18 protein-coding genes are annotated in these 21192 nt (G+C 62.7%); 10 read left to right on the top strand and 8 right to left on the bottom strand.

All coding sequences use genetic code 11. The annotated features are described in order from the left end of the window. Nucleotides 1-16: 16 nt before the first annotated feature. Nucleotides 17-922 carry a proline iminopeptidase-family hydrolase gene (locus tag AC0L2U_RS17920; RefSeq protein ID WP_127810445.1) on the bottom strand — a complete coding sequence of 302 codons (906 nt, stop codon included), beginning with the start codon at nt 920-922 and terminating at the stop codon, nt 17-19. 55 nt (nt 923-977) lie between these two features. Next, nucleotides 978-2492, bottom strand: coding sequence for a leucyl aminopeptidase (locus tag AC0L2U_RS17915; protein ID WP_127810446.1), 1515 nt, complete (start codon nt 2490-2492; stop codon nt 978-980). A 234-nt stretch (nt 2493-2726) separates the two neighbouring features. On the opposite strand from AC0L2U_RS17915, the gene AC0L2U_RS17910 reads away from it, so the two are divergent. Both AC0L2U_RS17910 and AC0L2U_RS17905 read left to right on the top strand, forming a co-directional pair. Continuing rightward, nucleotides 2727-3629: a LysR family transcriptional regulator gene (locus AC0L2U_RS17910; RefSeq protein WP_127397238.1), complete on the top strand. Its 903-nt coding sequence runs from the start codon at nt 2727-2729 to the stop codon at nt 3627-3629. A 243-nt stretch (nt 3630-3872) separates the two neighbouring features. Continuing rightward, nucleotides 3873-5330 carry an NCS1 family nucleobase:cation symporter-1 gene (locus AC0L2U_RS17905; RefSeq protein ID WP_127268714.1) on the top strand — a complete coding sequence of 486 codons (1458 nt, stop codon included), beginning with the start codon at nt 3873-3875 and terminating at the stop codon, nt 5328-5330. A gap of 35 nt (nt 5331-5365) precedes the next feature. Here AC0L2U_RS17905 and AC0L2U_RS17900 read toward each other — a convergent pair whose 3' ends face one another. From AC0L2U_RS17900 to tpiA, 5 genes are all read right to left on the bottom strand, one after another. Further along, nucleotides 5366-5902, bottom strand: a complete 537-nt coding sequence (locus AC0L2U_RS17900; RefSeq protein ID WP_127268715.1) for a DUF1697 domain-containing protein — start codon at nt 5900-5902, stop codon at nt 5366-5368. 18 nt (nt 5903-5920) lie between these two features. Then, complete coding sequence (locus AC0L2U_RS17895; RefSeq protein WP_164895606.1) at nt 5921-7549, bottom strand: CTP synthase; 1629 nt, start codon at nt 7547-7549, stop codon at nt 5921-5923. A gap of 145 nt (nt 7550-7694) precedes the next feature. Further along, on the bottom strand, nt 7695-8822 hold the full coding sequence (locus tag AC0L2U_RS17890; protein WP_127398848.1) for a L,D-transpeptidase: 1128 nt from the start codon (nt 8820-8822) through the stop codon (nt 7695-7697). 211 nt (nt 8823-9033) lie between these two features. Then, the gene (gene secG / locus AC0L2U_RS17885; protein WP_128364538.1) at nt 9034-9504 is read right to left on the bottom strand and encodes a preprotein translocase subunit SecG; all 471 of its coding nucleotides are present in this window, start codon (nt 9502-9504) and stop codon (nt 9034-9036) included. A gap of 171 nt (nt 9505-9675) precedes the next feature. Continuing rightward, nucleotides 9676-10443, bottom strand: a complete 768-nt coding sequence (gene tpiA / locus AC0L2U_RS17880; RefSeq protein WP_127268769.1) for a triose-phosphate isomerase — start codon at nt 10441-10443, stop codon at nt 9676-9678. Nucleotides 10444-10588: 145 nt separating this feature from the next. Between tpiA and AC0L2U_RS17875 the strand changes: the two genes are divergently transcribed. Genes AC0L2U_RS17875 through AC0L2U_RS17855 form a run of 5 tightly spaced genes read left to right on the top strand, consistent with a single transcriptional unit; the run spans nt 10589 to nt 16001 of the window. Next, complete coding sequence (locus AC0L2U_RS17875) at nt 10589-12481, top strand: SurA N-terminal domain-containing protein (protein ID WP_128288098.1); 1893 nt, start codon at nt 10589-10591, stop codon at nt 12479-12481. Then, entirely contained in the window at nt 12478-13488 is a 1011-nt protein-coding gene (gene trpD / locus AC0L2U_RS17870; protein ID WP_127397779.1) for an anthranilate phosphoribosyltransferase, read from the top strand. The genes AC0L2U_RS17875 and trpD overlap by 4 nt, the downstream gene beginning before the upstream one ends. A 10-nt stretch (nt 13489-13498) precedes the next feature. Beyond that, nucleotides 13499-14311 carry an indole-3-glycerol phosphate synthase TrpC gene (gene trpC, locus AC0L2U_RS17865; RefSeq protein WP_128288097.1) on the top strand — a complete coding sequence of 271 codons (813 nt, stop codon included), beginning with the start codon at nt 13499-13501 and terminating at the stop codon, nt 14309-14311. Nucleotides 14312-14313: 2 nt separating this feature from the next. Beyond that, a complete protein-coding gene (gene moaC, locus AC0L2U_RS17860; protein ID WP_127271357.1) occupies nt 14314-14796 on the top strand; it encodes a cyclic pyranopterin monophosphate synthase MoaC in 483 nt (160 codons plus the stop codon). Then, nucleotides 14796-16001, top strand: coding sequence for a molybdopterin molybdotransferase MoeA (locus AC0L2U_RS17855; RefSeq protein ID WP_127810451.1), 1206 nt, complete (start codon nt 14796-14798; stop codon nt 15999-16001). Before moaC ends, AC0L2U_RS17855 begins: the two co-directional genes overlap by 1 nt. 49 nt (nt 16002-16050) lie before the next feature. Here AC0L2U_RS17855 and AC0L2U_RS17850 read toward each other — a convergent pair whose 3' ends face one another. Further along, nucleotides 16051-16881 carry an alpha/beta hydrolase gene (locus AC0L2U_RS17850; RefSeq protein ID WP_128288095.1) on the bottom strand — a complete coding sequence of 277 codons (831 nt, stop codon included), beginning with the start codon at nt 16879-16881 and terminating at the stop codon, nt 16051-16053. A 310-nt stretch (nt 16882-17191) separates the two neighbouring features. Here AC0L2U_RS17850 and AC0L2U_RS17845 point away from each other — a divergent pair, with 310 nt between their 5' ends. The 3 genes from AC0L2U_RS17845 (at nt 17192) to kynU (ending at nt 20969) form a co-directional block, all read left to right on the top strand. Beyond that, complete coding sequence (locus tag AC0L2U_RS17845) at nt 17192-18817, top strand: AMP-binding protein (RefSeq protein ID WP_473602337.1); 1626 nt, start codon at nt 17192-17194, stop codon at nt 18815-18817. Continuing rightward, nucleotides 18814-19650: a tryptophan 2,3-dioxygenase gene (kynA, locus tag AC0L2U_RS17840; protein ID WP_127397045.1), complete on the top strand. Its 837-nt coding sequence runs from the start codon at nt 18814-18816 to the stop codon at nt 19648-19650. The genes AC0L2U_RS17845 and kynA overlap by 4 nt, the downstream gene beginning before the upstream one ends. Before the next feature lie 71 nt (nt 19651-19721). Then, nucleotides 19722-20969, top strand: a complete 1248-nt coding sequence (gene kynU / locus AC0L2U_RS17835) for a kynureninase (RefSeq protein ID WP_127810454.1) — start codon at nt 19722-19724, stop codon at nt 20967-20969. The last annotated feature ends 223 nt before the right edge of the window (nt 20970-21192 follow it).

The following is a 21192-nucleotide window of genomic DNA, read 5'->3' as shown; positions in this document are numbered from 1 at the left end:
CTTCATTCCCCTTTTTTCAATTGTCGTTGTGGTCCAGGAAGTCTCCCACTACCCGCATGCATGCATCTTGCTCTTCGACATGCGGCATGTGGCTGGAATGCTCGAATATCTCCCAGCGCGACCCCTTGATGCCGTCCTTGTAGGGCTGCACGGTCGCGGGCGTGGCCTCGTCGTGACGTCCGGAGATGATCAGCGTGGGAACATCGATGGCCGGCAGACGGTCGACGATGCTCCAGTTCTTCAACGTTCCGATGACGTGGAACTCGTTCGGTCCATTCATCAGATTATAGACGGTCGGATTGCGCACGACCTGGGCGAAACTTTCCGTGACTTCGGGCGGGAAAGGCACGACCCGGCAGACATGCCGCTCGTAGAACATCATCGTCGCCGCCTGGTACGCTGCGTCGTCCGTCGTGCCGGCCTGCTCGTGCCGGGTCAGGGTCTCCTGCACATCCGCAGGCAGATCCGCACGCAACCGGTTGGCCTCTTCGACCCACAGTTTCATGGAAGCCGGCGAGTTGGCGATGGTCAGCGACTTCAGGCCCTGCGGCCGCGTCACGGCATATTCGGCGCCCAGCATGCCGCCCCAGCTCTGGCCGAGGACGTGGAAGCCCGTCCGAATGCCGAGATGGTCGACCAGGTTTTCAAGCTCGTCGATGAACAGCCCAGGTGTCCAGAAATCGGCGCCTTTCTCAGGCAGCAAGGTGGAATTGCCGCAGCCCAACTGGTCGTAGTGGATGACGGCGCGATCCCTTCGCGCAAGAAGCTTGTAGGCATCGACATAGTTGTGAGCGACGCCCGGGCCGCCATGCAGGATCACCACAGGCGCCTTTTCGCCACCGAGATCACCGGTGACCCGATACCAGGTCTCGAAGGCGCCGAAAGCGGCCCGTCCTTCCATGCCTATGATCTCAGATGACATCCCAGTTCCCAGCGCGGTTGAAGGCATCTTGTATTTGTCCGTGACGGCAGGCGCCCTAACTCATGTTGCGGGTGACCTGCACCCATTCTTCCAGCATCTGCACGCCAAATGCCGTGGCGCCTTGCCTGCCGAGAGGCCGATCGGTGTCGGTCAGTTCCTTGCTGGCGATGTCGAGATGCACCCAGGGGCGGTCTTCCGTGAAGTGACGCAGGAAGGCCGCCGCATAGGGAGCGTCGCCGTCTTCCATGTCCTTGGCATGATGCCTGAGGTCCGCGAACGGCGATTGCAGACCCTCATCATAGGCCCGGTCGAGCGGCAGCCGCCAGAACCGCTCGCCGACCGTTTCTCCGGCCGCGATCATCTGTGAAGCGATGGCATCGTCGGTGCTGAATAGGCCTGCGAATATCGACCCCAGGCCACGCGTCACCGAATAGGTCAGCGTCGCCAGATCGACGATCACCGAAGGGTTGAAGCGCGTGGCTGCATAGTAGAGGCAGTCGGCCAGAAGCAGGCGTCCCTCCGCATCCGTGTCGAACACTTCCACTGTCTGTCCCGAGGCCGTGGTGATGATGTCGCGCGGTTTGAGCGCGGTGCCCGATGGCATGTTCTCGGCGATGCCGAGAACACCGACAACGTGTACCGGGCTGCCTTGCCGGGCGAGCGCGATCAGCAGGCCGACCACAGCCGCCGCTCCGCCCATGTCGGCTTTCATGTCGAACATCTGCGCTCCGCCCTTGATGCAGAGGCCTCCCGAATCGAAGCAGACGCCTTTGCCGACGAAAGCGAGTGGTTGGGCGGGAGCACCCTTGCCGCGGTAGCGCAGGACAGCGACCCGTGGCGGACGCGCCGAGCCCGACCCAACGGCGAGGAGCGCGTTCATGCCGAGCTCCTTCAGTTGCGCGGCATCGAGCATTTCGATGTCGATGCCGGCTTCACGCAGCGGCTCCAGATGATCATGGAAATTGTCGGGGTGGAGATGGTTTGGCGGCAGGTTGACCAAGGTGCGTGCATATTCGACGCCGTCGGCGATTGCATTGATCCGCGTCAGCGCCGCGGTCAGATCCGGGCCGCCGGCTCCGACCAGTTTCACCCGCAAGGTTCGATCCGCTCCCGCTCCTTGCCGCCGGTTGCGCATGTCGAAACGATAGCGGCGCAGCCGCATGCCAAGCGCGACACGCGCCAGGATTTCGGCGCCGGATAGTTCAATGCCAGCGATGGGGTCCAGGACCAGAGTGGCCGCGCATTCCCCCTTGCCTTCCAGATGTGCGGCAAGCAGACCGCCGGCGCGCGCCAACGAGAGGGTGGTTACGGCTTCGGCTTTGCCCAAGGCCAGGACAACCACGCGCTTGGTCGATACTGCCTGCGGGGCGATAAGATCGATGCAGGTGCCGAATCCGGCCAAGGCGGCCGGGTCAGAGCATGCACGAGAGAGAATCCCGCTCATCTCAGCGTCCAGAGCCGCTGCCCGGGGACCAAAGCCTGGTTGGGCAGTTTGCAAAATCACGACGACGGAGGTTTCCGCGGAAATCTCCTCCGCAGCTTCGAAGACCGGCGCTGGCGATTGAGGCATAGGCTGGCGCTCTCTCCAATTGCGGCGATACCGAGCAAAGCTTCGCTCTCCACCGGTGAGACTGGTCAAGCCGGTCTCAGCCGTCGATGGTATGGTACCGGTGTTCCCAAACAGTCGCTTGAGACGACTTAATTGCTCTTGTCCTCTGGGTATCCCCTAAGGGGGCAGGCAATCAAACGCGAATTCTGCCCATGTCGATTGACAAAAACTCAACTGACAATTCATGATCGTCCAATGGCCCTTCCCTCACTCAATGGCATGCGCGCTTTCGAGGCCGCCGCTCGCCTCGGCAGCGTCAAGGACGCGGCGGAAGAACTGCATCTGACACCCTCGGCTGTCAGCCGCCACATCCGCGCGCTTGAACGAAATCTTGGCCAGGACCTGTTCGAACGCGGTTTTCGCCAGATAACGCCAACCATCAGGGGCTCCTACTATGCGCGCAGCCTCTCGGAGGCGTTCGAAGCCATCTGGCGCGCCACCGATGACGTCAGCCTCTCGGACGGCTCGCGCCACGGCAAGATCCAACGGGTCCGGGTCTTGTGCGTGCCCACCGTTCTGAACCTTTGGCTGGCGGACCGGTTGCCGAACTTTCGCCGGTTGCATCCGTCGGTGGATTTGGAGATCTCCACTTCAGGCAAGCGCGCCAACTTCGATTTGGCCATTGTCGACGAGTTCGTCTACAAGGCCGGCCCGGCTTTGACGCTGCTGATCCCGCTGCTTTTGACCCCGGTCTGTGCGCCTTCGCTTTTGGAGGGGCCTGTGCCGCTGCGATCGCCGGCCGATCTGGTCAATCATCATCTGATCCATGAATGCGAAACCATGAGATGGAAGCGTTGGCTGGAGCAGGAAGGCGTTCTGGAAACGACGCCAAAATCCAGCACAACACTCGATGATTGTACGCTCATCATGCGCGAAGCGATCAATGGCGCCGGAATAGCGCTTGCGGACACGATCATGGCGCAAGATTTTCTACAGCAAGGCAAACTGGTCGCGCCGTTCCATGTCCGTCACACCTATCCGGCCGGCATTTACCTGCATCAGCGTCGCAGCATCGGCAACAAACCAGGCACCGGCCTGTTTCAGGATTGGCTGCTCGCTGAAGTCGCGGACCACAAGCAGGTGATGGCCATCGCTTAGATGGCGCCGACCGAAGATGTCGGCAGCCACCGTTTCAGATTGGAATCCCAGCGTCGAACTTCGAATCATCCGTGCCGGGTTCAGCGATGACCCACCATCGCCTTGCATCGATAATCGCAGTTCTCATTGAATATCTTTAAGGCCAAAGCCGGCAAATAGGTTGCTTGTCGGTTCCCCTGCGGCAGGCTTAACCTGCACGCGGTCAACGCGTGAGGGCGCGTGCTGCAAAAGGGGAACATTGCCATGACGATACAGGGTGCTTCACCTGATCTGTACAACGAGGATCTGGCTCCGGCCAAAGTTCGAAACTGGGGACCATTCTCGATCTTCAACGTCTGGACATCGGACGTCCACAGCCTTTGGGGCTACTATCTTGCCGCCAGTCTGTTCCTGTTTTGCGGCGGCTTCGTCAATTTCATCATCGCCATCGGCATCGGATCGCTGATCATCTATGTGCTGATGAACATGGTCGGCTATGCCGGCGTGAAGACGGGCGTGCCCTACCCCGTGCTTGCCCGCGCCTCTTTCGGCATCTGGGGCGCCAACATACCGGCACTGGTGCGCGCCATCGTCGCCTGTTTCTGGTACGGCGCGCAGACGGCCGCCGCCTCGGGCGCGATCGTGGCGCTGCTGATCCGCACACAATGGTTCGCCGATTTCAACGCCAGCACGCATTTCCTCGGCCATACCGGCCTGGAGGTGATCTGCTTCGTGGTCATCTGGGGGCTGCAACTGCTGATCATCCAGAACGGCATGGAAACGGTGCGCCGCTTCCAGGACTGGGCCGGCCCCGCGGTTTGGGTGATGATGCTGATCCTGGCGATCTATCTCTGCGTCAAATCCGGGAGATTTGCCTTCACCAGCGATATCCCGATGGACGTGCTGCTGGACAAGACGAAGGACGCGGGCGTGCCGGGCACGCCGGGATCGTGGACCTCGCTGTTTGCGGTGGCGGCAATCTGGGTCACCTATTTCTCGGCGCTCTATCTCAACTTCTGCGATTTCGCCCGTTACGCGCCGGACAAGGCATCGCTGCGCAAGGGCAACATCTGGGGCCTGCCGATCAACCTGATCCTGTTTTCGCTGGTCGCCGGCGTCACCACCATTGCCGCCTTTGATGTCTATGGCGAGGTGCTGCTGCATCCCGACCAGATCTCGGCGAAATTCGACAGCTGGTTCCTGGCAGCGCTCGCAGCCTTGACCTTTGCCGTGGCAACCCTCGGCATCAACGTGGTGGCAAACTTCGTCTCGCCGGCCTTCGACTTCTCCAACGTCTTTCCCAGGCAGATCGACTTCAAGAAGGGCGGCTATATCGCGGCCGTGATTGCCCTGCTGCTTTACCCCTTCGCGCCGTGGGAAGGCAGTGCCGCTTCCTTCGTCAACATCATCGGCGCGACAATGGGGCCGATCTTCGGCGTGATGATGGTCGACTACTACCTGATCCGGAAGGGCGAGGTCGACGTCGAGGCGCTTTATCGCGAGGACGGCGAGTTCCGTTTCCAGGGCGGCTGGCACGTCAACGCCTTCATCGCCGCCGGCATCGGCGCCATCTTCTCGTCGATCCTGCCCAACTTCACCAACTGGCTGCCGTCCTGGTGGGGCGTCTATGGCTGGTTCTTCGGGGTGGCGATCGCCGGCATTATCTACTACGTGCTGCGCACCGCCGCCCTTGGCGCAGGCGCCAAGACCGCGAAAGCCTGACGAGCATCATCAGGGGCGGCGCAAAGCCGCCCCAACTACCCGATCATCTCGGCCAATTTGCGCACCGTGTTCCAGTTGCGCGACGTGCCGATGCCCATGCGCTTGTGGTTCATTGCCGCGAGCAGCCGCGAACTTGGCCTCTCTCGCGAAAAGACGACCCAGATGTCGCCGCCGAGCGAAGTCACTTTCTCGTCCTCGGCGGCATAGGCCTGCAGTGCCGTCACGGCCTGCTCGGGTGCAGGCTTACGCATCACGCGCACCGCCACCTGATCCGCGGTCGCATTCGATTCCATCGGAAACGGATTGCCGGCGGCAAGCTTCAGCCAGTCCTCGGCACCGCGCACGATGATATCGACATGGCGGCCGAAGGTTTTTTCGAAGGCTGCCTCCAACCACTGTTCGAGGTCGGCGATATCAGTTGCCGGTGCCTCGAAGACCAGATTGCCCGTCGCCACCAGCGTGCGCGGGTTGTTCAGCCCGAGCTCTTCGGCCATGGCCTTGAGGTCGGCCATGACGACCCGTCGCCCCTCAGCCAGGATGATGCTGTAAAGCAGTGCGACATAGGTCTGCATTGCCGCCCGACCTGATCGCTACACCAGCCGGCTCTGCTCCACGGCCGCCTCGATGAAACTGGCGAACAGCGGATGCGGCTCGAGCGGCCGGCTTTTCAGTTCCGGGTGATACTGCACGCCGATGAACCACGGATGGTCCGGGTATTCGACCGTTTCCGGCAACACGCCGTCGGGCGACATACCGGCAAACACCAGGCCGCAATCCTCGAGCCGCTCCTTGTAGTCGACATTGACCTCGTAGCGGTGGCGATGGCGCTCGAAAATCTGTGTGTCGCCATAGATCTCGGCGATCTTGGAGCCCTTGGCGAGCTCGGCCTGATAGGCGCCGAGCCGCATCGTGCCGCCGAGATCGCCGGTTTCGCGGCGCTTCTCCAGCATGTTGCCTTTCAGCCATTCGGTCATCAGGCCGACCACCGGTTCCTCGGTCGGACCAAACTCGGTCGAAGACGCATGTTCGACGCCGGCCAGCGACCGCGCCGCCTCGATGCAGGCCATCTGCATGCCGAAGCAGATGCCGAAATACGGCACCTTGCGCTCACGCGCGAACTTCGCCGCCAGGATCTTGCCTTCCGCACCGCGCTCGCCAAAGCCGCCTGGGACCAGGATGCCATGCACCTTTTCCAGCCAGGGCGTCGGATCCTCTTTTTCGAAGATCTCCGATTCGATCCAGTCGAGCTTGACCTTGACGTGGTTGGCAAGGCCGCCATGCGAGAGCGCCTCGATCAGAGATTTGTAGGCGTCCTTGAGGCCGGTATATTTGCCGACAACGGCGATGGTGACCTCGCCTTCCGGATTGTGGATGCGGTTGGATACCGCCTGCCACGGCTCCATGCGCGGCTTCGGCGCCGGATCGATGCCGAAGGCGGCCAGCACTTCCGAATCGAGCCCTTCCTTGTGATAGGCCATCGGCACATCGTAGATATGCGGCACGTCGAGCGCCTGGATCACGGCACTTTCGCGCACATTGCAAAACAGCGACAGTTTCCTACGCTCTTCCTTGGGAATGGCGCGGTCGGCACGGACCAGCAGGATATCGGGCGCGATGCCGATGCCGCGCAGCTCCTTGACCGAATGCTGAGTCGGCTTGGTCTTCAGCTCGCCTGCCGTCGGGATGTAGGGCATCAGCGTCAGATGGACGTAGACGGCGTTGTTGCGCGGCAGGTCGTTGCCGAGCTGGCGAATAGCTTCCAGGAATGGCATCGCCTCGATGTCGCCGACCGTGCCGCCGATCTCGCACAACACGAAATCATAGTCGTCATTGCCGTTGAGAACGAAATTCTTGATCTCATCGGTGACGTGCGGGATGACCTGCACGGTTGCGCCGAGATAGTCGCCGCGCCGCTCGCGCTCGATGATGTTCTTGTAGATGCGGCCGGTGGTGATGTTGTCCTGCTGGTTGGCGGAGCGGCCTGTGAAGCGCTCGTAATGGCCAAGATCAAGATCGGTTTCCGCGCCATCGTCGGTGACGAAGACTTCGCCATGCTGGTACGGCGACATCGTGCCTGGATCGACATTCAGGTAGGGATCGAGTTTTTTGATGCGTGCGCGATAGCCTCGCGCCTGCAGGAGAGCCCCAAGGGCCGCTGCGGCAATGCCTTTTCCAAGTGAGGAAACCACGCCGCCTGTGATGAATACATATCGCGCCATGGGAGTCATCGCTTAACGCGGCCGGATTGATTCCGCCAGAGAAAAAACCGCCGCGAAGCTTTTTTCCCAAGAAGGCGCTTGGATCGTGAACAAGGCAAAACAAAAGGGCCGGCTGAGCCGGCCCTTTCGGCAGGATGACGAAACGTCAGATGATGACGACCTTGGTGCCAACCCTGACGCGGCTGTAAAGGTCCATGACGTGCTCGTTGATCATGCGGAAGCAACCATTCGAGGCGCTGGTTCCGATCGACTGCGGCGCAATGGTGCCGTGGATGCGCAGATGCGTGTCCTTCTTGCCGTCATAGAGATAGATGGCGCGCGCGCCGAGCGGATTCTGGCCACCGCCGGGCATACCGTCCTTATACTGGCCGTAATGCTTCGGCTCGCGCTTCTGCATGTCCAGCGTCGGGATCCAGCGCGGCCATTCCTGCTTGTCACCGACTGCAACCGTACCCTTGAACTGCAGGCCGTCGCGGCCGACCGCGATGGCGTAGCGGCGCGCGGTGGAGGACGATTCGACGAGGTAGAGGCGGCGCGCGCTGGTGTCGATAACGATGGTGCCGGCAGCGTAACCGCTGAATTCCACGTCCTGCGGCACGAATTCCGGCTTCACCTTGAACTGCTTCTTGGCTTCCCTCTTGGCGAGAGCCTGGTCGAGAGCCCGTGTCTCGGGAAGATATGAAATCGACGAAGAGGAAGAGCTACCGCCGAAGAGACCGGCGAACAAACCGCCGCTGCTCGGCTGCTTCTGGCCGATGACCTCGCTGCGCAACTCGCCATTGTTGCCGGTCAGGGCGATGTTCATCGCCTCTGCCGGAAGCGGCTCGGCCGACTGGATCGGCGCGATCGGTTCGATCGGTTCGATGATCTTGGCAACCAGCTTCTTGGCCGGCTTGGCATCGGCCACCTGGGTTGCCTGCGTGCTCTTGCCCTTCTTGGCCAGGAACGCCTGCCGTTCAGCGTCGGCCTTGGCCTTGGCCGCCTCGCGCATCGCCAGTTTCCTGGCTTCGAGCGCCTTGGCTTTGGCGGCTTCCTTGTCGGCAACGATCTTGGCCTCGATCTTCTTGATCTGGGCGAGGTCGTCGGGCGTCGGGTTTTTCTTCTTCTTGAGAAGCTTCAATTGCGACGCATCACTCTTGACGGCGACGTTGATTGCAGAAGTTGTTTCAGCCGAAGGCTGTGCGGCCATATTTGCCGGCACGCCGGCGGAGGCTGGGGAACTCATGCCGAGTGCGGCGCAAAGTCCCAGGAAAATGAAGCTGCGAAGCTGCATGGCGAAGATCCGATCGTTCTATGCTTGTTGCCCACGGCGTCGCCCAGCGCCCCCCAAGGGCGCCGGAAATGCCGCGCGCAATCTATAGTCGAATAAGCGCGGCTGCCTCAAGCGCGAGGCCCCGCCTCACCCTGTCGAATCTTCGTGATCTTGCTGCATTTGCCGCGACTGTGTTCAAACGACCACAGATCGCGGTTTCAAGCGTGGAAGACTATTGGTTCGGGACCTGCGGGGTCGCCGGTGCGGCGGGAGCCGTGCCGTTGGTCGCCGGCGGCGTCGAACCGGCGGCAGGCGCCGTGGCCGGGGCAGTCGCCGGAGCCGAAGCGTCGTTGCCGGAAGGCGGCGTCGGCGTGGTGCTGCCGGCGGGCGCCGGGGTGGTCGTGCCGGGCAACTGGTTGAGCACGCCTTTGCCTGCACCGTCCGACGTCGCCGGCACGCGGTCGAGGATGTCGATCGGCTTCTCGCCGTAGCGGGCGACGATCGACAGGGTCAGTGACGTGGCGAAGAAGGCGGCCGCAAGGATCGCCGTCGCACGCGTCAGGGCATTGGCAGCACCACGCGCGGTCATGAAGCCGGATCCGCCACCGATGCCGAGGCCGCCGCCTTCGGAACGCTGCAGCAGCACCACGCCGACAAGGGCGAGCACGACCATGAGATGGATGACGATCAGTACGGTTTCCATAGTTTATCCTGGCAAGGCCTTGCCCGGCCGCGGACACGACCGGTGAATTGGAGGCGGCTCAATACAATGCTTTGACGGCATTTCCAAGCCCGTGGCCGGAATATGGGAAGCAACCCGTCCTTTGCAACGATTTCGTGCACCGGAAGCCCTTGTCCGGCGGAGCGAATGTCTTCAGGCAATATTGCGATAAGCCTCGGCGATGCCGAGAAAATCCGCCGCTTTCAGGCTGGCGCCGCCGACCAGCGCGCCGTCGACATTCCTGACGCCGAGCAGTTCGACCGCGTTGGAGGGCTTGACCGAGCCGCCGTAGAGAATGCGCATCTTCGCCGCGACGCCGCCGAGCTTTTCCGACAGCTTTTCGCGGATATGTGCATGTGCTGCGGCCACATCGCCGGCCGTCGGCGTCAAGCCGGTGCCGATCGCCCATACCGGCTCATAGGCAATGATGGTGTTGGATGGGGTGGCGCTTGACGGGACCGAACCATCGACCTGCCGCGACAGCACGTCCAGCGTGGCGCCCGCTTCACGCTGTTCATGCGTTTCGCCGACGCAAATGATGGCAACAAGCCCGGCACGCCATGCGGCGGATGCCTTGGCCTGGACAGTGGCGTCATCCTCGCCGCGTTGCTCGCGGCATTCGGAATGGCCGACGATGACATGGCTCGCACCGGCATCCCTGAGCATTTCCGCCGATATGCAGCCGGTGTAGGCGCCGCTCTCCTTGGTATGGCAATCCTCACCGCCGGCATGCACCGGCGTGCGTGACAGGATCTCCGCGGCGTGAGCAAGCAGGGTTGCGGGAACGCAAACCAGCGCTTCGGTCTCTGCGTCAAGTCCGCTCATGAAACCGTTGCCGATCATCCGGAGCTCGTTGAGGGAGGCGCTGGTGCCGTTCATTTTCCAGTTGCCGGCGACGAGCGGGCGAATTCCTGGCGTCATGGGTTTGCTTCTCCGGATGATATCGGGGCTCTGGCCCTCACTACCAAAATCAGGCCACAAAGCAATCGACAGTGGGCCGGAAGGGCGCTATTGCGCTTGTTTCAGACTCGGCGCATGCGAAAATGCGCATAAATCGGAAGTAAAAATGCTTGGTATATTGAGAAACGCGGCAGGCACCTGGGTCGCGAAGGGACTGTTGGTGCTGCTGGTGCTCAGCTTTTTGGTCTGGGGCGTTTCCGGACAGCTGATGAGCGGTCTTGCCGGCCACGATTCGGTGATAACCGCCGGCGGCACCAAAGTATCGATCAACGAATACCGTCTCGCCTACGATCGCCAGCTCGCCGTCATGTCGCAACAGTTCGGCCAACGTCTCAGCCACGAACAGGCAAAGGCGCTCGGCGTCGACAACCAGGTGTTGGCTCAGCTCGTCTCTGGTGCCGTTCTCGACGAACAGGCCCGCAAGCTGGGCCTCGGACTTTCCAAGGATCGGCTGGCCGAGTTGACACGCGAGGACCCAGCCTTCAAGGGCCCGGGCGGCCAGTTCGACCGCAGAACGTTCGAATATATGCTGCAGCAGATCGGCATGCGGCCCGAGGACTATTTGAAGAACCGTGCCCAGGTGGCCGTGCGCCAGCAAATTGTCGAGGCGGTCTCGGATGGCCTCAAGGCTCCGGACACTTTCTTCAAGGCGGTTGCGCTCTATCGCGGCGAAGACCGCACCATCGACTATTTGACGCTGCCCAAGGCACTGGTCGAGCCGATCGCGGCGCCGTCCGATAGCGTGCTCTCGGCCTATTTCGAAGCCAACAAGAAGACATATGCGGCACCCGAATACCGCAAATTTTCCTATGTCCGCCTCGAACCCGTCGACATCATGGATACGACCGCCGTCACCGACAGCCAGGTCAGCGACGACTACAACAAGAACAAGGCGCGTTACACCACGCCGGAACTGCGCACCGTCGAGCAGCTCGTGTTCAAGACGCCGGATGCGGCCAAGGCCGCACTCGATTCGCTCAAGGCCGGCGCCACTTTCGACAAGCTTGTCACGGCGGAAGGCAAGACGCCGGCCGATACGTTGCTCGGCACGCTTGCCAAGGACAAGATCGCCGACAAGGCGGTCGCCGACGCGGCCTTTTCGCTCAACGCCAATGAAGTCAGTCAGGTCGTGCAAGGCGCCTTCGGTCCGGTGCTGCTGCGCGTCACCGAGATCAAGCCCGAGGTGGTGAAACCACTGGCCGAGGTGTCCGATCAGATCCGCAAGGATCTGGCGCTGGGCGAGGCAAGCCGCATCCTTCTGGACGTGCGCGACAATTACGATGACACCCGCGCCGCCGGCAGTTCGCTGGCGGAGGCCGCGGCCAAGCTGAAGCTGAAGGTCGTCACCATCGACGCCATCGATCGTAGTGGACTGCGGCCAGATGCAACCATCGTCAAGGACCTGCCGCAATCGCCGGAGCTGATCAAAGCCGTCTTCGACGCCGAACCCAACACGGAAAACGATGCCTTGACCACAGCCGACAACGGCTTCGTCTTCTATGAGGTGGCGTCCGTCACGCCGGCTCGCGACCGCACGCTGGATGAGGTTCGTCAAAAAGTCGTCGCCGACTGGACGGCGGCGGAAATAAGCAAGCGGCTGGCCGCCAAGGCTGACGAACTGGAAAAGCGGCTCAAGGCCGGCGCAACGCTCGATGTCATCGCCAGCGAACTGAAGCTCGAAAAGCAGACCAAGCGCGGTGTCAAGCGTGAGGCTGACGATGTCGATTTCGGTAAGGAGGGTGCGGCAGCGATGTTCGGTGTCGGCGAAGGCGGCACCGGCTTGGTCCCCTCACCCACCGGAGACGGGCAGATCCTGTACAAGGTCGCCGAAGTGTTCGAGCCCGCCGGAGCCGATGCCAGTTCGGTGCCGGACGACGCGCAGAAATCCTTCACCTCCGGCATGTCGGATGACCTGCTCGACCAGTTGGTGGCGCAGTTGCAGACGCAGTACGACGTTCGCATCGACCAGGCCGCCGTCGCCCAAGCCTCGACAAGATGAGCGCGCTGAAAACCCATATCGCCAAGATCGCGACCGGTAGCGCGCTTTCCTTCGAGGAAGCGCGCGAGGCCTTCGACATCATCATGTCGGGTGACGCGACCCCCGGCCAGATCGGCGGTTTCCTGATGGCGCTGCGTGTGCGCGGCGAGACGGTGAGCGAGATTTCAGGCGCCGTCGCAACCATGCGGGGCAAGATGCTGCACGTCGACGCGCCCACCGACGCCATCGACATCGTCGGCACCGGCGGCGACAATTCTCACAGCGTCAACATTTCGACGGCATCGGCCTTCGTCGTTGCCGGCAGCGGCGTGCCGGTTGCCAAACACGGCAATCGCGGCCTGTCATCGTTGACGGGGGCAGCCGACGTGCTGGTTGCGCTCGGCGTCAAGATCGATATCTCGCCCGAATTCATCGGCCGCTGCATCCACGAGGCAGGCGTTGGCTTCATGTTCGCGCCTGCGCACCATCCGGCGATGAAGCATGTCGGCCCGACCCGCGTCGAACTCGGCACCCGCACCATCTTCAACCTGCTCGGGCCGCTCTCCAATCCGGCCGGCGTCAAGCGGCAGCTGGTCGGTGTGTTCCTGCCGGAATGGATCCTGCCGGTTGCCGAGACGCTGAAGGCGCTGGGTGCCGAGCATGTCTGGGTCGCCCATGGCGACGGCTATGACGAGATCACCACCACCGGCGAGACGCAGGTTGCCGAACTGATCGGCGGCGAGATCCGCAGCTTCACCCTGACCCCTGAAGCGGTTGGGTTGCCGCGCCACAGCAAGGACGAATTGCGTGGCGGCGATGCGGACTACAACGCCAAGGCCTTGCGCGATATGCTGGGCGGCGCCGCCGGCGCCTATCGCGACACCGTGCTGATGAACGCCGGTGCCGGACTGGTTGTGGCCGGCAAGGCGACGACGCTTGGCGACGGCATCGCGGCGGCGGCGCAAGCCATCGATAGCGGCCGTGCCCTGCAAGTGCTCGACAGGCTGGTCGAGATTTCGAACGGATAACGGATAGAGCGTGTCTGACATTCTTCGCAAGATCGAGGCCTACAAGCGCGACGAGATCGCGGCAGCAAAGGCACGCGTGCCGTTGGCCGAAATCAAGGCCCGGGCAAAAGACGCCGACGCACCGCGCGGCTTTCTTGCCGCACTGGAAGCGAAGCGCAAATCCGGCGCCTTCGCGCTAATCGCCGAGATCAAGAAGGCGAGCCCTTCCAAGGGTCTGATCCGTGCCGATTTCGATCCACCGGCGCTGGCGCAGGCCTATGCCAAGGGTGGTGCTGCCTGTCTTTCGGTGCTGACCGATGCACCGTCCTTCCAGGGTGCGCCCGAATTTCTCACCTGGGCGCGAGCCGCCGTCGCGCTGCCGGCGCTGCGCAAGGATTTCCTGTTCGATCCGTATCAGGTCTACGAAGCCCGCGCCTGGGGCGCGGATGCCATCCTGATCATCATGGCCAGTGTCGACGACGTCCTGGCCAGCGAGCTCGAGGCGACGGCCTTCGAACTCGGCATGGATGCACTGGTCGAAGTGCACGACGAGACCGAGACGCAGCGCGCGCTAAAACTGTCGTCGCGGCTGATCGGCATCAACAACCGCAATCTGCGCACATTCGAGACCAGCCTCGACACTTCCATGCGGCTGGCGACGATGGTTCCGGCCGACCGCTTGCTGGTCAGCGAGAGCGGTATTTTCTCGCATGACGACTGCCTCAGGCTGCAAAAGAGCGACATCGGCACTTTTCTTGTCGGCGAGAGCCTGATGCGGCAACAGGACGTCACCGCGGCGACGCGCCTGCTTCTGACAGGCAAAGCTTTGGCCGAGGCCATCTGACGATGGTATCGGGCCTTACCCATCTCGGCGCGCAGGGCGAGGCCAACATGGTCGACGTCGGCGACAAGGACGAAACAACGCGCACGGCGATCGCCGAAGGCTTTGTCGCGATGCAGCCCGAGACGCTGAAGATGATCCTCGCCGGCAACGCCAAGAAGGGCGATGTGCTCGGCACCGCGCGCATCGCCGGCATCATGGCGGCGAAGAAGACGCATGAACTGATCCCGCTCTGCCACCCGCTGCTTTTGACCAAGGTTTCCGTCGACATCGAGCCCGACCATGCTTTGCCCGGCCTGAAGGTCACCGCACTGGCGCGCGTCACCGGCAAGACGGGTGTCGAGATGGAAGCGCTGACCGCCGCTTCGGTCGCCTGCCTGACCATCTACGACATGGCCAAAGCAGTAGACCGCGCCATGGTCATCACCGGCATCCGCCTGGTCGAAAAGACCGGTGGCAAGTCGGGTGACTACAAGGCGAGCGCCTGATGGCGCTGGTTCCTATCGCGGAGGCGCTTGAACGCCTGCTTGATGGCGCGGCGCCTCTAGCCGGCGAAAGCGTTCCCCTGTTCGAGGCTGTGGATCGTGTTCTGGCGGAACCGGTCGTGGCACTTCGCACCCAGCCGCCTTTCAATGCTTCCGCCATGGACGGCTATGCAGCGCGCGCCGCCGACGTCACGTCGGTCCCATCCAGGCTGTCGGTGATCGGCATGGCGCCGGCTGGGCGTGGCTTCGACGGCACGGTCGGCCAGACGCAGGCCGTGCGCATCTTCACCGGCGCGCCGCTGCCCGAAGGCGCCGACACCATCGTCATCCAGGAGAATGTCCGCGATCTCGGCGGCGGCGAAATCGAAGTGACCGAGCCAACGGCGCAATGGCGCAATATCCGCCGCATCGGGCTCGATTTTTCAACAGGCGACATGCTGCTGGAAAAAGGCCGCTTGCTCGACCCGGCGGCACTGTCGCTGGCAGCATCGGCCAACCATCCTCGGGTCAGCGTGGTGAAACGGCCGCTGGTCGCCATTATCGCCACCGGCGACGAATTGCTGCCGCCGGGCAGCGATCTCGGCCCGGACCAGATCATTTCATCGAATGCCTATGGCGTCGCCGCCACCGCACACTCGGTCGGCGCCCGCGCGCTCGATCTCGGCATTGCCGCCGATCGCAAGGATGCTATCGCCGAACTGGTGCAAAAAGCGGTCGCGGCCGGTGCGGATGTCATTGTGACGCTTGGTGGCGCCTCGGTCGGCGATCACGACCTGATCCACGACGTGCTGACCGGCGAAGGCATGACGCTCGGCTTCTGGAAGATCGCCATGCGTCCTGGCAAGCCGCTGATGTTCGGCCGCCTCGGCGATATCAGGTGCATCGGCCTGCCCGGCAATCCGGTGGCAAGCCTGGTCTGCTCGCAATTGTTCCTGAAGCCGCTGCTGGCGCGGCTCGGCGGCCGCAATCATCGCCAGGACATTCGTCCGGCGCGGTTGGGTGCCGCCATGCCGGCCAATGATCTGCGCCAGGACTACGTCCGAGCCGTGGTCAGGGAAGATGACGGCGTGCTGGTGGCGACGCCGTTCGGTATCCAGGATTCCTCGATGCTGAGAATGCTGGCCGACGCCAACGGGCTGATCGTGCGGGCGCCGTTTGCCCCCGCAGCAGCTGCTGGCGAGGCCTGCAGCGTACTGATGCTGCGCTGAAGCAGAACAAGACAAACCATTAATAAAAAAATGGAAAATGATCTCGGTGCTAGCCCGATATCAAGGCGCGGCTCAGTGGGTGGGCCGGATCGGCAAGGCCGTCGACAATGCTGAAATGATGCCGGTCGGGCTCGACCACGGTGCTGGTTGCAGCACCGAGGCCCGTCCAGATGTTGGCAAGCAAGGCGTTCTGACGCAGGAACTCGGCGCGCTCGCCACCACCGGCCCAACAGGTGATGCGGACACCATCCATGGGCCGCAACAGTGCCGGGCTTTCCGCCAACGCCTCGGCCTCGTCGATGGCCAGAATCGCGTTCATCTCGGTGCGCATGATCGGACGCAGATCGTGGACACCCGAAATCGAAACGACATGGCGCACGCGCCGCGCCACATCGTCCGCCAGAGGCGTGGTTGTCGTCACCATCCGGCTGGCAAGATGGCCGCCGGCCGAATGTCCGGTCAGCATCAGCGGCCCGTCGACCATTGCCGCCGCCTTGCCGATCGCCACGCCGATCTCCTGGACGATGCCGGCGATGCGTAAGTCCGGGCACAGCGTGTAGGACGGCATCGCCACGGCAAAGCCGCTGCTGACCGCACCATTGGCGAGATGCGACCAGAAACTCTTGTCGAACGCCTTCCAGTAACCGCCATGGATGAACACCACCAACCCTTTGGGCGTGGCGCTGGGGAGGAAGAGATCGAGCCGATTGCGTCGCCCATCGCCATAGGTGATGTCGAGCCGTGCCCGGCCCTGCGCCGAGAGTGCGTCACGAAACGCTTGCGCAGGCTCCACCCACGCGGCCGGCCATCGGTCGCTGCCGGCGATATTCGCACCGTTGGCATAGGCATCATCCCAATCGACGATGTGACGTTCGAACATCTGCGCCCTTCCCCAAAAACGGCATCGCTGTTCCGCTAGCAATGGCCACCGCCACGCCATGCGTCAATGCTCTAGGGCAAAAACATTTTAGGCTTGAAACAAATTTCGACTGGTGCGATCCTGCCCGCACGAACAGCCGACAATGGGAGGTCTGCTGTGCTGCCCGAAGCCTGCAAATGGTCACCCCGTTCGGGTGGCGTCGAGCAAGGCGCGACTTGCGGCACGAAGCCTCCTCAAAAAAAGCAGGACCTTCAGATCACTGGTCAGGCGCCTCGCGCACTGGCCGTCCAGCAGACAGGAGAGCGGCGACATGCTTGGGCCTTCAGCGCATATCGACACGTTCACGCGCAATCACCTGCCGCCGCCGGAGCAATGGCCTGAAATCCTGCTCGACGGCTTCGACTATCCCGAACGCCTCAACGCCGGTGTCGAACTGACCGACAGGCTGGTCGAGAAAGGCCTGGGCGACCACACCGCGCTGATCGGCAATGGCCGCCGCCGCACCTACAAGGAACTGTCCGACTGGACGAACAGGCTGGCCCACGCGCTGGTCGAGAATTATGGGGTCGAGCCGGGCAACCGGGTGCTGATCCGTTCGGCCAACAACCCCGCAATGGTCGCCTGCTGGCTGGCCGCCACCAAGGTTGGCGCCGTGGTCGTCAACACCATGCCGATGCTGCGCGCCGGCGAACTCGCCAAGATCGTCGACAAAGCGGAAATCACCGTCGCGCTCTGCGACACCAGGCTGATGGACGAGATGACCGCCTGCGCCAAGGACAGCGCATTCCTCAAGCAGGTCATCGGTTTCGACGGCACCGCCAACCATGATGCTGAACTCGATCGTGCCGCTCTCGACAAGCCGGTGACGTTCACCGCAGTCGACACCGGCCGCGACGATGTTGCCCTGCTCGGCTTCACCTCGGGCACAACAGGCGTTCCGAAGGCGACGATGCATTTTCACCGCGACCTGCTGATCATCGCCGACGCCTACGCCCGCGAAATCCTGGAGGTGACGCCGGACGACATCTTCGTCGGCTCGCCGCCGCTGGCCTTCACCTTCGGCCTTGGCGGACTCGCCATCTTCCCGCTGCGCTTCGGTGCGGCGGCGACGCTGCTGGAGCAGGCGACGCCACCCAACATGATCCACATCATCGAGACCTACAAAGCGACGATCTCTTTCACCGCGCCGACTGCCTACCGCGCCATGCTGAAGGCCATGGATGAAGGAGCGGACCTGTCATCGCTGCGCGTCGCCGTTTCGGCCGGCGAAACCTTGCCTGCTCCCGTTTTCGAAGAGTGGACACAAAAGACCGGAAAGCCGATCCTCGACGGCATCGGAGCCACCGAGATGCTGCACATTTTCATCTCCAACCGTTTTGACGACATGAAGCCCGCGTCGACCGGAAAGCCGGTGGGCGGCTACGAGGCGCGCGTCGTCGATGACGAGATGCGCGAGGTGCCACGCGGCGCGACCGGCAGGCTTGCGGTGCGCGGACCGACCGGCTGCCGCTACATGGCCGATGACAGGCAGAAGGAATACGTGCGCGACGGCTGGAACCTCACCGGCGATACCTTCACGCAGGACGAGGAAGGCTTCTTCCATTTCGCCGCACGCTCCGACGACATGATCGTCAGCGCCGGCTACAACATCGCCGGTCCCGAGGTCGAGGCGGCGCTGCTGGCGCACCCGGACGTCGCCGAATGCGCTGTCATTGGCGCCGAGGACGCCGAGCGCGGCCAGATCGTCGAGGCGCATGTCGTGCTGGTGCAGGGCGTCGCGCCCGACGCCCTCACCACCAAGCGCCTGCAGGACCATGTCAAGGCAATGATCGCGCCCTATAAATATCCGCGATCGGTAAAATTCATCGCCGCCCTGCCCAAGACCCAGACCGGCAAGATCCAGCGCTTCCGGCTGCGCACGGAGAAAATCGATTGAGCGAGCCATACGATCCGGCGTCCGAAGGCGCCCAGATGTCGTTCAAGGAGCGCATGTCCTACAGCGACTACCTGCACCTGGAGAAAGTGCTGGAGGCCCAAACGCCGCTGTCATCGGCGCATGACGAGATGCTGTTCATCATCCAGCATCAGACCTCCGAACTCTGGATGAAGCTCGCTCTGCACGAGATCGGCGCCGCGATCCGTTCCATCCGCGCCGACCGGCTCGAGCCGAGCTTCAAGATGCTGTCGCGCGTTGCGCGGATCTTCGAGCAGCTGAACAATGCCTGGGATGTGCTGCGGACGATGACGCCGAGCGAATACACCGAGTTCCGCGACGCGCTCGGCCAGTCCTCGGGTTTCCAGTCCTGGCAGTATCGCGCCATCGAGTTCATGGCCGGCAACCGCAACCTGGCCATGCTCGGGCCGCACAAGCACCGGCCCGACCTGAGCGGAAAGCTGGAAGCGATCCTGACCGAACCATCGCTCTACGACGAAGCGCTGCTGCTGCTTGCGCGCAACGGATTCGACATCGGTGCCGATGCCAAGCGCACGGGCTGGCGTGAGACGCGAACCGAGAATGAAGAGGTGCTGGTCGCCTGGCAAACCATTTACCGCGATCCGCAGCGCTACTGGATGTTCTACGAACTGGCAGAGAAGCTGGTCGACTTCGAGGATTATTTCCGCCGCTGGCGCTTCAACCACGTCACCACGGTTGAGCGCATCATCGGTCTGAAACGCGGCACCGGCGGCACGTCGGGTGCTTCGTATCTGAAGAAGATGCTCGAGGTGGTGCTGTTCCCGGAACTGTGGACGGTCCGCACCCGGCTCTGACATCGTCGAAATGAAAACAGCGACGCGCGGCGGCGGAACACCCTTCGCGAACAACCGGGGACTGACTGACCATGAGTGGATTTCCTGATCTCGCCGCAGTCGAAGCGATGGATGCCACAGATCCGCTGCGGGCCATGCGCGACCGTTTCATTCTGCCGGAGGGGGTGATCTATCTCGACGGCAATTCACTGGGGGCAGCGTCTCATGCCGTTTTCGGCGAGCTGCAGCAGGCGGCAACCCAGGAATGGGCCCAGGACCTCATCCGAGCCTGGAATACGGCCGGATGGTTCGAGATGCCGATCGAACTCGGCGATCAACTCGGACGCCTGATTGGAGCCGCGGCCGGCCAGACCGTCGTCTGCGACACGACGTCGACCAACATCTACAAGGTGCTGCATGCGGCGCTGGAGATGCGGCCGGGCCGGTCGGTCATCGTCGCCGAGGGTGACAGTTTCCCCACCGACCTGTACATCGCCGAAGGGGTGGCCTCGACACGGGACGGCGTCCTGCTGCGCCTCGCGGGCGTCGACGCGCCCACCATCGAAGAGCTGATCGACGAAAACGTCGCGGTGGTGCTGGTCAACCACGTCAACTACAAATCGGGTGAACTGCGCGACATGGCGGCGCTGACGCGCAAGGCTCATGCGGCCGGAGCGCTGATCGTCTGGGATCTATGCCACACCGCCGGCGCCCTGCCCGTCGAGCTCGATCAGGCAAATGCCGATTTCGCCATCGGCTGCACTTACAAGTACCTCAACGGCGGTCCGGGCGCACCGGCCTTCATCTATGCCGCGCAGCGCCATCACGGCGATATCAGCCAGCCGCTCAGCGGCTGGTGGGGCCATGCGCGGCCCTTTGCCTTCGAACGGGGGTATGTTGCCGGCACCGGTATCCGCCGCTTTCTGTGCGGCACCCAGCCGGTCCTGTCGATGCGGGCGCTCAAAGGCGCGCTTGTCATCTGGAACGACGTCGACATGGCGGCATTGCGAAAAAAGAGCGTCGCGCTGACGGAACTGTTCATCCAGCTCGTCGAAGCAAAGTGCGGCGCCTATGGCCTCACGCTGGAGACCACCCGCGACGCGACCAGGCGCGGCAGCCAGGTGTCGTTCCTTCACGATCACGGCTATCAAATCATGCGGGCGCTGATCGAGCGCGGCGTCATCGGTGATTTTCGCGCGCCATCGACCATCCGTTTCGGCTTCACGCCGCTCTATGTCGGCTACAAGGATGTGTGGCTGGCGGTTGAGGTGCTGGAGGATATTCTGCGCACGGGCGCATGGAAGGACCAGCGTTTCGCCGTCAAGGAAGCCGTTACCTGACGCAACGATCTCCGCGATTTGCCGTCGCCGCCCTCACTGCCCGGCGGATGACGGAGGGCTGAATTCCAGCCACAAATGCCAACAGACGTTGGCGTTTTGGCTCCGTTTCGTTCACGGCAAACGAACGTCCGAAGATTGATAGCGTCCCTTGTGGAGGTCGATCGGCAGATGATGCCAAGCCTTGGGTCGAGGATGAGCCACAGGGTCATTAACCATAATGATT

The sequence above is a fragment of the Mesorhizobium sp. WSM4808 genome (assembly GCF_055811675.1).
This window is presented reverse-complemented; position numbering and strand designations above follow the sequence as displayed.

Excerpts from the sequence above, each read along its gene's own strand:
- AC0L2U_RS17920 (WP_127810445.1), bottom strand. The coding sequence starts at position 922 with ATGTCATCTGAGATCATAGGCATGGAAGGACGGGCCGCTTTCGGCGCC.
- AC0L2U_RS17915 (WP_127810446.1), bottom strand. The coding sequence starts at position 2,492 with ATGCCTCAATCGCCAGCGCCGGTCTTCGAAGCTGCGGAGGAGATTTCC.
- AC0L2U_RS17910 (WP_127397238.1), top strand. The coding sequence starts at position 2,727 with ATGGCCCTTCCCTCACTCAATGGCATGCGCGCTTTCGAGGCCGCCGCT.
- AC0L2U_RS17905 (WP_127268714.1), top strand. The coding sequence starts at position 3,873 with ATGACGATACAGGGTGCTTCACCTGATCTGTACAACGAGGATCTGGCT.
- AC0L2U_RS17900 (WP_127268715.1), bottom strand. The coding sequence starts at position 5,902 with ATGCAGACCTATGTCGCACTGCTTTACAGCATCATCCTGGCTGAGGGG.
- AC0L2U_RS17895 (WP_164895606.1), bottom strand. The coding sequence starts at position 7,549 with ATGGCGCGATATGTATTCATCACAGGCGGCGTGGTTTCCTCACTTGGA.
- AC0L2U_RS17890 (WP_127398848.1), bottom strand. The coding sequence starts at position 8,822 with ATGCAGCTTCGCAGCTTCATTTTCCTGGGACTTTGCGCCGCACTCGGC.
- secG (WP_128364538.1), bottom strand. The coding sequence starts at position 9,504 with ATGGAAACCGTACTGATCGTCATCCATCTCATGGTCGTGCTCGCCCTT.
- tpiA (WP_127268769.1), bottom strand. The coding sequence starts at position 10,443 with ATGACGCCAGGAATTCGCCCGCTCGTCGCCGGCAACTGGAAAATGAAC.
- AC0L2U_RS17875 (WP_128288098.1), top strand. The coding sequence starts at position 10,589 with ATGCTTGGTATATTGAGAAACGCGGCAGGCACCTGGGTCGCGAAGGGA.
- trpD (WP_127397779.1), top strand. The coding sequence starts at position 12,478 with ATGAGCGCGCTGAAAACCCATATCGCCAAGATCGCGACCGGTAGCGCG.
- moaC (WP_127271357.1), top strand. The coding sequence starts at position 14,314 with ATGGTATCGGGCCTTACCCATCTCGGCGCGCAGGGCGAGGCCAACATG.
- AC0L2U_RS17855 (WP_127810451.1), top strand. The coding sequence starts at position 14,796 with ATGGCGCTGGTTCCTATCGCGGAGGCGCTTGAACGCCTGCTTGATGGC.
- AC0L2U_RS17850 (WP_128288095.1), bottom strand. The coding sequence starts at position 16,881 with ATGTTCGAACGTCACATCGTCGATTGGGATGATGCCTATGCCAACGGT.
- AC0L2U_RS17845 (WP_473602337.1), top strand. The coding sequence starts at position 17,192 with ATGCTTGGGCCTTCAGCGCATATCGACACGTTCACGCGCAATCACCTG.
- kynU (WP_127810454.1), top strand. The coding sequence starts at position 19,722 with ATGAGTGGATTTCCTGATCTCGCCGCAGTCGAAGCGATGGATGCCACA.